The organism is Pseudoxanthomonas sp. G3 (genome assembly GCF_057654715.1).
This window is the reverse complement of the sequence record NZ_CM172805.1, coordinates 2,304,985-2,318,193: the sequence shown is the minus strand read 5'-3', so window position 1 is coordinate 2,318,193 and position 13,209 is coordinate 2,304,985. Positions and strand designations below refer to the sequence as shown.

General features: G+C 67.5%; 10 protein-coding genes. All 10 read right to left on the bottom strand.

Annotation, left to right across the window (positions count from 1 at the left end):
• Positions 1-128: 128 nt before the first annotated feature.
• The 10 genes from AC23D6_RS11010 to AC23D6_RS10965 all read right to left on the bottom strand — a co-directional run bounded on the left by AC23D6_RS11010 (position 129) and on the right by AC23D6_RS10965 (position 13,017).
• Positions 129-2,768: a Cache 3/Cache 2 fusion domain-containing protein gene (locus tag AC23D6_RS11010; RefSeq protein ID WP_487749312.1), complete on the bottom strand. Its 2,640-nt coding sequence runs from the start codon at positions 2,766-2,768 to the stop codon at positions 129-131.
• 159 nt (positions 2,769-2,927) lie between these two features.
• Positions 2,928-5,138, bottom strand: coding sequence for a methyl-accepting chemotaxis protein (locus AC23D6_RS11005; protein WP_487749311.1), 2,211 nt, complete (start codon positions 5,136-5,138; stop codon positions 2,928-2,930).
• Between the two features lie 216 nt (positions 5,139-5,354).
• Positions 5,355-6,548, bottom strand: coding sequence for an OprO/OprP family phosphate-selective porin (locus AC23D6_RS11000; RefSeq protein ID WP_487749310.1), 1,194 nt, complete (start codon positions 6,546-6,548; stop codon positions 5,355-5,357).
• A gap of 81 nt (positions 6,549-6,629) precedes the next feature.
• Positions 6,630-8,618 (bottom strand): chemotaxis protein CheA, encoded by a 1,989-nt coding sequence (locus tag AC23D6_RS10995; protein WP_487749309.1) that lies wholly within the window; start codon positions 8,616-8,618, stop codon positions 6,630-6,632.
• Positions 8,619-8,662: 44 nt separating this feature from the next.
• Positions 8,663-9,028, bottom strand: coding sequence for a response regulator (locus AC23D6_RS10990; RefSeq protein WP_487749308.1), 366 nt, complete (start codon positions 9,026-9,028; stop codon positions 8,663-8,665).
• Positions 9,025-9,339: an STAS domain-containing protein gene (locus AC23D6_RS10985; RefSeq protein WP_487749307.1), complete on the bottom strand. Its 315-nt coding sequence runs from the start codon at positions 9,337-9,339 to the stop codon at positions 9,025-9,027. Before AC23D6_RS10985 ends, AC23D6_RS10990 begins: the two co-directional genes overlap by 4 nt.
• 185 nt (positions 9,340-9,524) lie before the next feature.
• Positions 9,525-10,523 (bottom strand): chemotaxis protein CheW, encoded by a 999-nt coding sequence (locus AC23D6_RS10980; protein WP_487749306.1) that lies wholly within the window; start codon positions 10,521-10,523, stop codon positions 9,525-9,527.
• Positions 10,520-11,302: a ParA family protein gene (locus AC23D6_RS10975; RefSeq protein WP_487749305.1), complete on the bottom strand. Its 783-nt coding sequence runs from the start codon at positions 11,300-11,302 to the stop codon at positions 10,520-10,522. The genes AC23D6_RS10980 and AC23D6_RS10975 overlap by 4 nt, the downstream gene beginning before the upstream one ends.
• Complete coding sequence (gene motD, locus AC23D6_RS10970) at positions 11,302-12,264, bottom strand: flagellar motor protein MotD (RefSeq protein ID WP_487749304.1); 963 nt, start codon at positions 12,262-12,264, stop codon at positions 11,302-11,304. Before motD ends, AC23D6_RS10975 begins: the two co-directional genes overlap by 1 nt.
• 12 nt (positions 12,265-12,276) lie before the next feature.
• Positions 12,277-13,017, bottom strand: coding sequence for a flagellar motor protein (locus AC23D6_RS10965; protein ID WP_487749303.1), 741 nt, complete (start codon positions 13,015-13,017; stop codon positions 12,277-12,279).
• Positions 13,018-13,209 lie beyond the last annotated feature (192 nt).

Below are 13,209 nucleotides of genomic sequence, written 5' to 3'. Positions count from 1 at the left end.
GGGTGGTGGGCTTTGCGGAAGGCGTCACACGCTGTATCGGCGTGCGTCGCACGATCTTTAGCGACGCCAGAATGGCTGCGGCCCGGTAATCCCGGGCCGCAGGGGTGAAGCAGAGAGCAGGGTGAAGATCAGAACTCCTGCCAGTCGCCGTCGGCGAGCACCGGCTCGGGCTTGCGTACGGCTGGCTTGCGGGCCACCGCTTTGGGTGCGGCCGCCTTCGGCGTCGCCGCTTCGGTGATGGCCCGACGCACCGGGGCGCTGACGGTGCCATGCAGCTTGAACACCGCCACCGATTCGGTCAGCGCCTGGGCCTGCTCTTCCATCGAGCGTGCCGCGGCCGTGGCTTCTTCCACCAGCGCGGCGTTCTGCTGGGTGGTTTCGTCCATCTGGGTGATGGTCTGGTTGACCTGCTCGATGCCCGCGCTTTGCTCCTGCGAGGCCGCGGAGATCTCGGCCATGATGTCGGTGACACGCTGCACGCTGGCCACGATCTCGCTCATGGTAGTGCCGGCCTGGTGCACCAGGGCCGAGCCGTCGGCGACCTTGTCCACCGAGGTTTCGATCAGGCCCTTGATCTCCTTGGCGGCATTGGCCGAACGCTGGGCCAGCGTGCGCACTTCCGACGCGACCACGGCAAAGCCGCGGCCCTGTTCGCCGGCACGCGCCGCTTCCACCGCGGCGTTCAAGGCCAGGATATTGGTCTGGAAGGCGATGCCATCGATGACGGAGATGATCTCGGCGATCTTCTTCGACGACTGTTCGATGTCGGTCATGGTGGTGACGACCTTGCCGACAACTTCACCACCCTGCGAGGCGACCGAGGCCGCACCGATGGCGAGCTGGTTGGCCTGGCGGGCCGACTCGGCGTTCTGACGCACGGTGGAGGTCAGTTCCTCCATCGAGGCGGCCGTTTCTTCCAGATTCGCCGCCTGCTGTTCGGTACGGCGCGAGAGATCCAGATTGCCTGAAGCGATTTCGCCTGCTGCCGTGTTGATACTGCGTGATGCATCTTGGATGTGGCCTACGATCTCGGTCAGCTGGGCGACGGTGGCGTTGGCATCGTCGCGCATGCTGGCGAAGACGCCATGGAAATCGCCTTCCATGCGGGCGGTCAGATCGCCTCGTGCGATGGCCTGCAGTAGCCGGGAGACTTCCGCCAGGTTGCCATCGGTGGTTTCCATCAGGCGGTTCAGGCCGTCGACCATCTCGCGGAAGTCATACGCGTACTTGCCCGCATCGCCGCGATGCGAGAAGTCGCCCGCGGCGGCAGCCGACGCCAGGCGCTTGATTTCGGCATTGATCGCCGACAGGCTCGCCTTGGTCACGTCCATCGTCTGCGTCAGCACGGCCTTCTCGCCCGGCAGGCGGTCCATGTCGACTGACAGATCGCCGACGGCGTAGCGCTGCATCACGTCGACCAGGCGCATCTTGACCGCGATGTGCGAGGCGACCAGAGCGTTCGTGGCTCGCACCATGGTGCCGTACTCGCCCGGGAAGCGGCTCTCGTCGATGCGGTAACTGATCGTGCCTTCGTCGTGCTGGCGGGTCATCTCGGTCTGCGCGCCGATCACCGATACGACCTGCGTCTGTACCTGATGCATCGCGGCCAGCAGCTGGCCGACCTCGTCCTGGCGGTGGGTGTCGATCCGGCCATCCAGCTTGCCGGCAGCCACGTGTTCGGCGATGCCGACTGCGGCGCGCAGCGGCTGCGAGACGACGCGACGCACGCCGATCCAGGTGAGGATGGCGATGACGGCGAGGGCAGCCAGCGAAAGCGCCAGGATGCTGATCGTCAGCGCGTGGCTGGACGCGATGACGGTGGAGCGGGGCTCGACCGCGACCAGTGCCCATTTCCACGGTGCGAAACGCTTCACCGCCACCAGGGCGGGCTCGGCCTCGTCGCCCGCCTTGGGTGCGATATCCAGTACGGCATGTCCATGCTCCTGCTCCAGCAGCGCCTTCATGGCGGGGAGCGAATCGGCGCCCACGACCGTGGCGAACGGCGATTCCTGGCTGGCCGGGTGGGCCGCGAGCATGCCGTGGTGGTCGCCTTCGGCCATGTCGACGACGAAGAAATAGCCTGCCTCGCCCAGTTGCGTGGTGCGCAGCCGGTCTTTCAGTGCGGCCAGGCCATCGCCGTAGTTCTGGCCCACGAACAGGATGCCCACGGTCTTGCCCTGCACGTCGACGAGCGGCTCGTAGTGGGTCATGTAGTCGCGCCCGAACAGGCGCGCGCGCCCGGTATACGGCTTGTCCTCCAGGATCAGCGCATAGGCGGGGTGTTTGTGGTCGAGAGCCGTGCCGATGACCCGCTCGTTATCGGCGTTGCGCAAGGAGGTGGTCGCGCGGATGAACTCATCGCCCTGGCGGACGAACAGCGTCGCGACCACGTCGGTCGCGTCGGTGAAGCGATCCACGGCCGTGAAGTCGAGGTTGACGCTCTGCCGGCCGAAGCGCAGTTGGGGCACGTCGGTATCGCCGATCAGGGTCGTGTGCGAGGGGTCGGCCGACACGTCGCCCGCGGGCAGCGAGGCGCGGAAGCTGCGCGCCATGCGCTGCGTGGTTTCCGTCAGCGTCCGGTCGTAGAGGGCGACGGACTCCAGCATGATCTGTGCGGTGACATCGAGGTCGCCGAGGGCGCGCTCCTCGATCGCGTGGCTTGACTGGCGCTGGACCACCAGCGCGAGCAGCAGCAGGACGACGGCGACGGCGAGGGTGACCTGGAACGAGAGTTTGCTGCCGAGCGAAAGACGTGCGAATCGGTTCATGGGGCAGGCGACGGGCTTAGGGGTATCAGAATCGATATCGGCGTCACGGTTTTCCGATTGAGCTACACACGTGTACTTCCCGACGAACGGTAGGGCCTGCTGGAAACGACGCGGCCCGGGAAAGCCCGGGCCGCGAGGGTGGAGCAGACAAGGGTAGGATCAGAACTCCTGCCAGTCGCCGTCGGCGAGCACCGGTTCGGGCTTGCGTGCGGCTGGCTTGCGGGCCACCGCTTTGGGTGCGGCCGCCTTCGGCGTCGCCGCTTCGGCGATGGCCCGACGCACCGGGGCGCTGACGGTGCCATGCAGCTTGAACACCGCCACCGATTCGGTCAGCGCCTGGGCCTGCTCTTCCATCGAGCGTGCCGCGGCCGTCGCTTCTTCCACCAGCGCGGCGTTCTGCTGGGTGGTTTCGTCCATCTGGGTGATGGTCTGGTTGACCTGTTCGATGCCCGCGCTCTGTTCCTGCGAGGCCGCGGAGATCTCGGCCATGATGTCGGTGACACGCTGCACGGAGGCCACGATCTCGCTCATGGTCGTGCCGGCCTGGTGCACCAGGGCCGAGCCATCGGCCACCTTGTCCACCGAGGTCTCGATCAGGCCCTTGATCTCCTTGGCGGCATTGGCCGAACGCTGGGCGAGCGTGCGGACCTCGCTTGCGACCACCGCGAAGCCACGGCCCTGTTCGCCGGCACGCGCGGCTTCCACCGCCGCATTCAAGGCCAGGATATTGGTCTGGAAGGCGATGCCATCGATGACCGAGATGATCTCGGCGATCTTCTTCGAGGACTGTTCGATGTCGGTCATGGTGGTGACGACCTTGCCGACAACTTCACCGCCCTGAGAAGCCACGGATGCGGCGCCGATGGCGAGCTGGTTGGCCTGGCGAGCCGATTCGGCGTTCTGACGCACGGTGGAGGTCAGTTCCTCCATCGAGGCGGCCGTTTCTTCCAGGTTCGCCGCCTGCTGCTCGGTACGGCGCGACAGGTCGCTGTTACCGGAGGCGATCTCGCCGGCGGCGGTGTTGATGCTAAGCGCTGCCATCTGGATGCCGCCCACGATCTCCGTCAGCTGGCTGACGGTGGCATTGGCGTCGTCACGCATGGTGGCGAACACGCCGTGGAAGTCGCCTTCCATGCGGACGGTCATGTCGCCGCGGGCGATGGCCTGCAGCACCTGCGATACTTCGGCCAGGTTGCCGTCGGTCGTCTTCATCAGCCCATTGAGGCCTTCGACCATCTCGCGGAAATCGTACTGGTACTTGTCCACGTCGCCACGCTGGGTGAAATCGCCCGACGCGGCAGCCGTCGACAGGCGCTTGATTTCGCCGTTGATCGCCGACAGGTTGGCCTTGCACATGTCCATGGCTTCGGTGATGACGGCCTTCTCGCCCGGCAGGCGGTCCATATCGACCGACAGGTCGCCCACCGCGTAGCGGCGCATGACGTTCACCGCGCTCATCTTCACGCCGATGTGTTGTGCCACCAGCGTGTTGGTGTCGCGCACCATGCGGCCGTAATCGCCGGGGAAGTGCGTATCGTCGATGCGGAAGCTGATCTGGCCCTCGTCGTGGCGGCGGGTCATCTCGGCGAGGGCGGCGATGAGCGATTTCACCTGCGTCTGCATGCGCTGCATGGAGCCCAGCAGTTTGCCGGTCTCGCTGCGGTCATCAATGATGATCTCGCGATCGAGCTGGCCCCGCGCCACAGCGTCCGCGACACTCGTGACTTCGGCCATCGGCCGCACGATCGAACGCGTGATGAGGACCGCCGCCGCGATGGCCAGCATCAACGCCACCGCCACCAGCAGGCCGATGGCCTTGATGTTGGTGCTGTAGCCGGCCTCCTGCGCGGCGACCGATTCGTCCAGCACCTTCATCTTCGCATCCAGCATCCGCGCAACGGCATCGGCGGTGGCCTGGCGCAGGTCGCCGGCGCCGCTTGCGGGCGTCAGGTCGCCGACCTTGATCGATTCGATCAGACGGCGGCTGTTGTCGAAGTACAGCGCGGATTTCGCCATCATCTCCTGGTGCAGCGCCTGGTCCTGCTTGTCGGTAAGACCGGCGCCATACGCCCTGGAAAGCTCGTCGAAGGCCTTGCCGCCCGCGAGGAGTTCGCCGGTGTATTCGGCAACCTTCTCCGGGTTTTCGTAGCTGGCGACCAGGCCGCGCTCGCTGACACGGTATTCGGCCAGCATCGTGGCCATGCGCCCCAGATCGCGGATGGCCGGGACTTCCTTCTTCGTGATGTCCAGCACCACGTCCTGCGCCGCGCCCATGCGCAGTGCGGAGAAGGCGCCGGTGGCCACGATCAGCAGGACGAGGACGGCGAAGCCGATGGCCAGTCGTTTGCCGATGTTGAGGTGCTTGAACATGAAGGTGGTCTCGATAGGGTTCAGCGGTGAGGACGGCGCATCAGCGCGACAGCGCGTGGCGTCTGCACTCTGTTGGTGCGACGTCTGCTCTGGAGTAACGGCGTTGATGACCGCTTCTTTACAGCGGTGCGGACGAAAGGTAAGCGCGCTTACGAAACTGTCGTCGGCGCCCCGCGCGAACCGTGACCGGCGGCGCGGGGCAGGGGGGCGTAGCGGTCAGAACTGCAGCTGCGCGCGCAGTTCGAACACCGACGGATCGGCGGAGAATGCGCCGCGCGTGGCGTCGGTCTTCACGTAGTTCGCCTGGAACTTGAAGTAGGGCGTCAGGTACCAGTTCGCGCCCAGCGTCCAATCGGACTGGCGGCCGCCGGCGATGCCATCGCTGTTGAGATCGATGCGGCTGTAGCGCGCGAGCAGCTCCAGCGCGCCGTACTTGCCCTTCGGCTTCGGATTGGCGACGTTGCCGCCGCTGTAGCCGCGCGATTCACCGGTGGCGAACCAACTGCCGAACACGTACGCACCATCGGCCGAGTAGGACGGCAAGCCGAGATCGCGCGTGGTTTCCTGATGCAGGTATTCGCCCTGCACCGACCACGGTCCGTGGATCCAGAGCGCTTCCAGGCCGGAGCGATCGATGCGGTCGACGCGGGTCAGCGTGCCCGAGTCCACCAGCCGCACGGCCGTCAGCGCGGCCTCGGGCCTGGCGCGCCATCGCACGCTGGGGTACACGGTCACGCCGAGGCCGTTGACCTCGCTGTCCGGCTGTTCGCGCGAGGCGGCGATACCCAGGTGCAGGACGTCGCCCGCGGCCTTGCGCGGGGTCCATGCCACGCGCAGTGCGCGGGTATCGCCCTTGTTGTTGCCCAGCAGGTCGGATTCGAAGAAATAGCCGGCGTTGACCACGTAGTGGTCGCGTTCGAACGCCCAGTCGATGCCGCTGCGGCGATTCTCGTAGAACGCCTGCGTGGGCAGCGAAGCTTCCAGGAAGCTGACCGCACGCGTGGCGGTATTGCCCTCGAAGCCCAGCGGTACCTTCATCTGGCCGATGCGCACCTTGCCGAGGTCGCGGCCGAACAGTGCCTTGGTCTCGAGGCGCAGCGCCACGTCGTTCCAGCTCTTGGCCTGGAAGTCGTAGGTCACGCCCAGGTCGTACACGCCCTTGCGGCGCAGGGTGAAGCCGAGTTCCTGCCGACGCCAGGCGTCATCGTCCTCCAGCGCGGCGCCGTTGTAGCCATCGCCGGAGAACTGGTTGAGGTCGTATTGGAGATTGCCGCCGAGGCTGAGCTCGGTGCCGTCGGCAAAGGTGATCTTCGGCGGCCAGGCGGCGGCCTTCGTCGTGCCCTCGGCGGCCTGCGCCGGGGCGTGGGCGGCCGCCAGGGCCAGGGCGAGCAGGGAAAGTGCGTACTTCATGCGGATACCGGAAGTGTAAGGGCGTGCGCCGTCGTCGTCGCCGGGGCACGGCGACCGAAGGGGACATGCGGGAAGAGGCTGTCAGGCCGCCTGCTGCATCCGGCGCGAGCGGACCAGGCCGCCCACGTCGACGATCAGGGCGACGCGGCCGTCACCGAGGATGGTGGCGCCGGAGATGCCGTCGATGCGGCGGTAGTTGTTCTCGAGATTCTTGACCACCACCTGCTGTTGGCCGATGAGTTCATCGACTTCCAATGCAAGTTTCTGGCCATCGGCCTCGACCACGACGACCAGCGGATCGCTGGCGCGTGCGTCGCCGTAACGGTAGTAGTCGTTGAGCGCGACCATCGGCAGGTATTCGCCGCGCACGCGCAGCACGCGGCCGTCCCCGGCCACCGTGCGCACGTCGTCGGCCACCGGCTGCAGCGCTTCCAGCACGTAGGTCAGCGGCAGGATCAGCGTTTCGTCGCCCACCGACACCGCCATGCCATCGAGGATGGCCAGCGTCAGCGGCAGGCGGATCACCACGCGGGTGCCCTGGTTGGCGGCGCTTTCGAGCTGCACTTCGCCACCGAGGGCCTGGATGTTGCGGCGGACCACGTCCATGCCCACGCCGCGGCCGGACAGGTCGGTGACCGCTTCGGCGGTGGAGAAGCCCGGCTGGAAGATCAGGTCCCAGACCTGCGAATCGGTCGGGTTTTCCGGCACGGCCAGACCGCGCTCGGCCGCCTTGGCGAGGATGCGTTCGCGATTCAGGCCACGGCCGTCGTCGCTGACTTCGATGACGATGTGGCCGCCCTGGTGCGAGGCCGCCAGCGTGATCGTACCGGTCTCGTCCTTGCCGGCCTGTGCGCGCACGTCGGGCATTTCCAGGCCGTGGTCGATCGAATTGCGGACCAGGTGCACCAGCGGATCGGCGATGCGTTCGATCAGGCCCTTGTCCAGCTCAGTGCCTTCGCCGACGGTGCGCAGGCGCACCTGCTTGCCGAGGCGGGCGGACAGGTCGCGGACCAGGCGCGGGAAACGGCGGAACACCGCATCGACGGGCAGCATGCGCACGCCGATGACGGCTTCCTGCAGATCGCGGGTATTGCGTTCCAGCAAATCCAGGCCGGCGAAGAGGCGTTCGCACTGCGTCGGGTCGAGCACGCCCGACACCTGCTTCAGCATGGCCTGGGTGATGACGAGTTCGCCCACCAGGTTGATCAGGCCGTCGATCTTGTCGACGCTGACGCGGATGGAGGTTTCGGCGGTGTCGTTGGCGGCGGCCTGCGCGGGCGCGGCGCCCGGTTGCGCGGCAGCGACGACAGGCGCGGCGGTTGCGGCTTCGACGGCGGCCACCGCCGCCACCGGGATGGCATCGCGCTGCATGGGCTGGATGTCGAGTTCGCAATCGTCGACGACCCACGCGAAGACATCGTCCACCGCGCTGCGCGGCACCTTGCCGATCAGGCCGAGGTCCCAGGCGAGATAGGCTTCCAGCGGATCGAGCTGGTCGAAGCCGGGCAGGCGCTCCAGCCGGCAGGCGACTTCCAGCGGGCCCAGGTGTTCCAGTTCGCGGATGATGCGTAGCGGATCGTTGCCGCTCATGAAGAGCGACGGCGCCGGAGTGAAGCCGATCTTCCAGCCTTCCGGCGTTTCGTCGGCCTTCGGCGCGGCGGCCGCGGCGACCGGCGCGTCCTGGCCGGTCAGCACCGCGTTGAGGCGGTCCTTGATGGCCTGCACGGCGGCGGGATCGGCGGGTGTGCCGTGTTCGGCTTCGGCCAGCAGGGCGCGCAGCACGTCGACCGACGCCAGCATCGCGTCCACCGCGGGCGGGCTGACGGCGCGCTGGCCTGCGCGCAGTTCGTCCAGCAGTGTTTCCAGCACGTGGGTCAGGCCGGCGATCGCGTCGAAGCCGAACGTGGCCGAGCCGCCCTTGATGGAGTGGGCGGCGCGGAAGATGGAGTTGATCAGGTCGCCGTCGCGGCTGCCCTGTTCCAGCGACAGCAGGCCCGCTTCCATGGCCTCCAGCCCTTCGCGGCTCTCCTCGAAGAACGTGGCGTGGAAGCGCTGCATGTCCATGTTCATTGCGACGGAGACCTGTGACGGAAGGCGTAGGGGAGGAGGGGTGATCAGCCCAGGACTTTCTGGACGGTCGCGACCAGCTGTTCCGGATTGAACGGCTTGACCAGCCAGCCGGTGGCGCCGGCGGCCTTGCCTTCGGCCTTCTTGTCGGCGGCCGACTCGGTGGTCAGCATCAGCATCGGGGTGAACTTGTAGTCCGGCATGCCGCGCAGGGCGCGGATCAGCGAGATGCCGTCCATGTTCGGCATGTTGACGTCGGTGACGACGGCATTGAAGCGCTGGCCCTGCGCGCGGCCCAGGGCGACCTGGCCATCTTCGGCCTCGTCCACCGCGAACCCCGCCGAGGTAAGGGCGAAAGCGACCATCTGTCGCATCGAGGCCGAATCGTCCACTACCAGAATGCGTGCGCTCATGCGGGGTTCTCCACTTGTTGCGTATTGATGTTGGTGTCGTCCGAGGCCAGGCCGAGCTGGCGGCCCACGCCCAGCAGGCGCGCGGCGTCGCGGAAACTCTGGCTGACCGCGCCGAAATCGGTGGCCAGCCCGGCCTGCTGGCGCTGCCGCACGAAGCTGCACAGCACCTGCAGGCTGGCCGTGTGGACGCGCTGCACGGTGCCGGCATCCAGCACCAGCGGCGCCGCGTCGGCGACGTGCAGGGCGAGATGCTGCTTGAGGTCGGTGGCGGCCTCGATACCGAGGTCATCACCCAGGGGCACTGCGCTCATCGTGTCTCCGGAAGGGCGGCTCTAGTGGAGTATCGGCGCGGCGGCGCCGCTCTTTAGGGATGGGTGTGAATGTGTGATCGGGTTGGGGAAAGCAGGAGTGAGTGGCGAGGAGTGAGGAGTGAGTAAGGGCAAGAGCGTGTTCCCGCTTTTCCTCAGTCCTCACTCCTCTCCACTCGTTCCTCGCTTCACTGCAGCAACTGCGAAGCGTCCAGCAGGATCACCGCGCGCTCGTTGAGCCTCGCCACGCCGCGGAACAGCGGGTTGGCGATGCGGCCCACGCGGGCGTTGTCCGGGGATTCGATCTGGTGGTCGCTGAGGTTGGCCACGTCCTCCACCGCGCTGACGCGCAGGCCGAGGATCTCGCCATGCTCTTCCAGCACCACGATGCGGGTGGCGGTGTCGGGCTCGATCGGCCGACGGCCCAGGTACAGGCCGAGATCGATGACCGGCACCACCTGCCCGCGCAGGTTCATCACGCCCAGCATGTGCGGCGCGGCGCCGCGCAGCGGCAGCAGGGTGGCGGGCAAGACGACTTCCTGCACCTTCAGCAGTTCCAGTCCGTAATGCTGCTGGTCGCAGCGCAGGCGCAACCAGCGTGTCTTGCGTTCGGTCGCGCGACGGCGCTCGCCGGTGTCGACGGGTGCCTGCAAATAAGGATGGGTGGGCAGCGGCGGCAGGACGCGCGGTGCCGCGGGCCGTGCGGGAGCGATCGCTTCGGCCGCGGGCGCGGGCGCACTGACGCGTGCGGTAGGCGCGGCGCCCCCGTGCAGTTCGTCCAGCAGCGCTTCGAACTCGTCATCGGAAATGACATCGCCCGCAGGCGCGCGCGCCGGTGCGATGGCGGGTGCAGGGGCGGGCGGCGGCGTGTGTACCGGCGCGGCGAGGACGGGTTCGGAGACGGCTTGCGGTACGCCGTCGCCATGCAACTGGTCGAGCAGGGCTTCGAACTCGTCGTCGGTGATCAGGTCGGCATCCGCGCGCACCGGTGCGACCGCCAGGGCCGGCGCGGGCACGACGGGTGCTTCCACGACAAGTGTTTCCACGGCCGGGGCTTCGACAACGGGCGCGGACTCGGCGACGACGGATGCAGGTGTGTCGGCCGCGGCAGGACTAGCTGCCGGGGCGAGGGCCACGTCGCCCAGCAGGTCCTGCAGGTAGTCATCGAGGACGGCGGGTGTGGTCATGCGGCCTGCTCCGTGGCGCGGGCCTCGCTCATCAGCAGCCAGTCCAGCGCACGACGGTAGGCCGACAGGCCGCGGCCGGGATACTGCGCGGCCGGCGCGGAATGCGTCAGCGCCTCGATGCTGCAGATGCGGGTGTCGTTGGGAATGGCGTCGTTCCAGACGGCGTCGCCGTGCTCCTCTTGCATCGCCTTCAGCGTATCGGCGCCGGTGCGCGTGCGCTTGTCGTACAGGGTAGGCAGGATGGAGACCGGCAGCGCGCGGCGGCGCGAACGCTCGATCATCTCGCTGGTGCGGCACATGCCCTTCAGGCCGTGCAGCGCGAGCGGCTCGGTCTGGGTGGGGATGATCACGTGGTCGGCGGCGGCCAGCGCATTGACCATCAGCAGGCCGAGCGTGGGCGGGCAATCGAAGAGCACATAGTCGTAGGCGGTGCCAGCGCGCGCCAGCGCGTTGGACAGCGCCAGGCCGAGGCCAGGCTGGGTCGCGCTGCGGCGCTCCAGCGTCGCCAGCGGCGTTTGCGCGGCGACGAAGGCCAGGTTCTCGATTTCGGTGGCGCGCGCCAGGCGCACCAGTTCCGGCGGGTTCTCGTCGAACAGCTCCAACACACCCGAGGGCTGCGGGTCCGCCGGGACGCCGAAGGCCCGCGTCAGCGACGCATGCGGGTCCAGATCCACCAGCAGCACGCGATAGCCGCGCATGGCCAGCCCGCGCCCGAGGGCGAGGGTGGTCGTGGTCTTGCCAACACCGCCTTTCTGGTTGGCGATCGCCCACACGCGCATCACTGGACTCCTTCATGGACCTGGGGCGCCGGCGGCGCCCCGGTCATGGGCGTCGCGGCGTTCGTCGGCAGCGGCGGCAGCGAGATCACTGACGGCGGCGCGACGGCTTCACGCTGGGCATGCAATTCCGGTGCCGGACCGCCCGGGCTGGCCAGGATGATCAGCAGCACGCGACGGTTGGCGTTGCGGCCTTCGGCCGTGGCGTTGTCGGCGATGGGGCGGAACTCCCCGTAGCCGATCATGGCCAGCCGTTCCGGCGGAATTCCGTCGCGGACGAACAGGTGCACCACGCTCGCGGCGCGCGAGGAGGACAGCTCCCAGTTGGACGGGAACTGCGCCGTCCGGATCGGCCGGTCGTCGGTGTAGCCCTCCACGCGGACCGAATTGGGCACGCCGGCCAGCACCGCGCCCAGCTTGCCGACGGTCTCCTGCGCCTGCGGGTCCAGCGTGGCCGAGCCGGTGGCGAACAGGATGTCGCTGTTGATCTGCACTTCCAGCCAGAGGGTGGAGCGCTTGATGGTGACCAGCTTCTCGTCGATCAGTGGCGCCAGCGCGCGCTCCAGATCGTCGGCGATGCGCTTGAGCTCGCTCTGGGCGTTCTGCAGGCCCTTGGCGTCCAGCGACATGTTCATCTGCGAGGCCATCGCCGCCAGCAGGGTGACGTTGGGCGAGGGCGACGGGGCGGAAGGACCCTGCTTGGCGCCGGACTTGATCGGCGAGGGGCGGTCGAAGTCGGCGCCCTGCAGTTGGTGATTGCCGACCTGCACCGGATTGATCGTGCGCGGCGCACCGCCGAAGGCGGCGGTCAGCGCATCGGCCATCACCCGGTACTTGCCTTCGTTGATGGTGGAGATGGCGTACATCACCACGAAGAAGGCGAGCAGCAGGGTCATGAGGTCGGCGTACGGGATCGCCCAGGCCTCATGGTTGGCGTGCTCCTCGTGCTTGTGCCGGCGTGCCATCGTTGCGCCCGCTCAGTGCAGGAAGCCGGCCAGCTTGGCCTCGATGTTGCGCGGGTTCTCGCCCTGCGCGATGGCGATCAGGCCTTCGATGATCATTTCCTGCTCGCGGCTGCGGCCGCCGATCACGCTCTTCAGCTTGCTGGCGATGGGCAGGAAGAACAGGTTGGCCGAGGCGATGCCGTAGATCGTGGCGGTGAACGCGGCAGCGATGCCGTGGCCCAGCTTGCTCGGATCGGCGAGGTTCTTCATCACCGCGATCAGGCCGAACACGGCGCCGATGATGCCCAGCGTGGGCGCGTAGATGCCCATCGCCTCGAACACCTTCGCGGCCGCCAGGTCCTGGTGTTCCTGGCCGTTGAGGTCGATTTCCATCATGTGCCGGATCGATTCCGGCTCCACGCCGTCGACCAGCATCTGCAGCCCCTTCTTCAGGAATGGGTCGTCCTGCTGGTTGACCAGCGGCTCCAGGCCCAACAGGCCCTGCTTGCGGGCGATGTTGCTCCAGTCGACGATCTCGGCGATCAGCGCCTCTCCGTCGTTGCCCGGCGGACGGATCACCCAGCGGACGATGGCAACGGCGCGCTTGAACACCGGCGGCGGCGTGTGCACCAGGATCGCGGCGATGGTGCCCAGGATCACGATGACGAACGCCGCCGAGGACCACAGCGATGAGACGCCTGCGCCCTTGAGGATGCTGCCACCGACCAGCGCGACCAGCGCCAGGATGAGTCCGATGAGGCTGAAGATATCCATGTAGCGATCTATCGGCCCGGTTCAGGTGGACTTGAGCCGCGATCCCTGTAGGAGCGACGTGAGTCGCGACCGGGGTCACACCCGAATCTCTCTTTTGGGAGCGACGTAAGTCGCGATGGCCGCGAGACGGAGTGGGACAGGGTCCGGATGTCTGAAGGAAAGAGCTCGCGACTTACGTCGCTCCCATAAAAG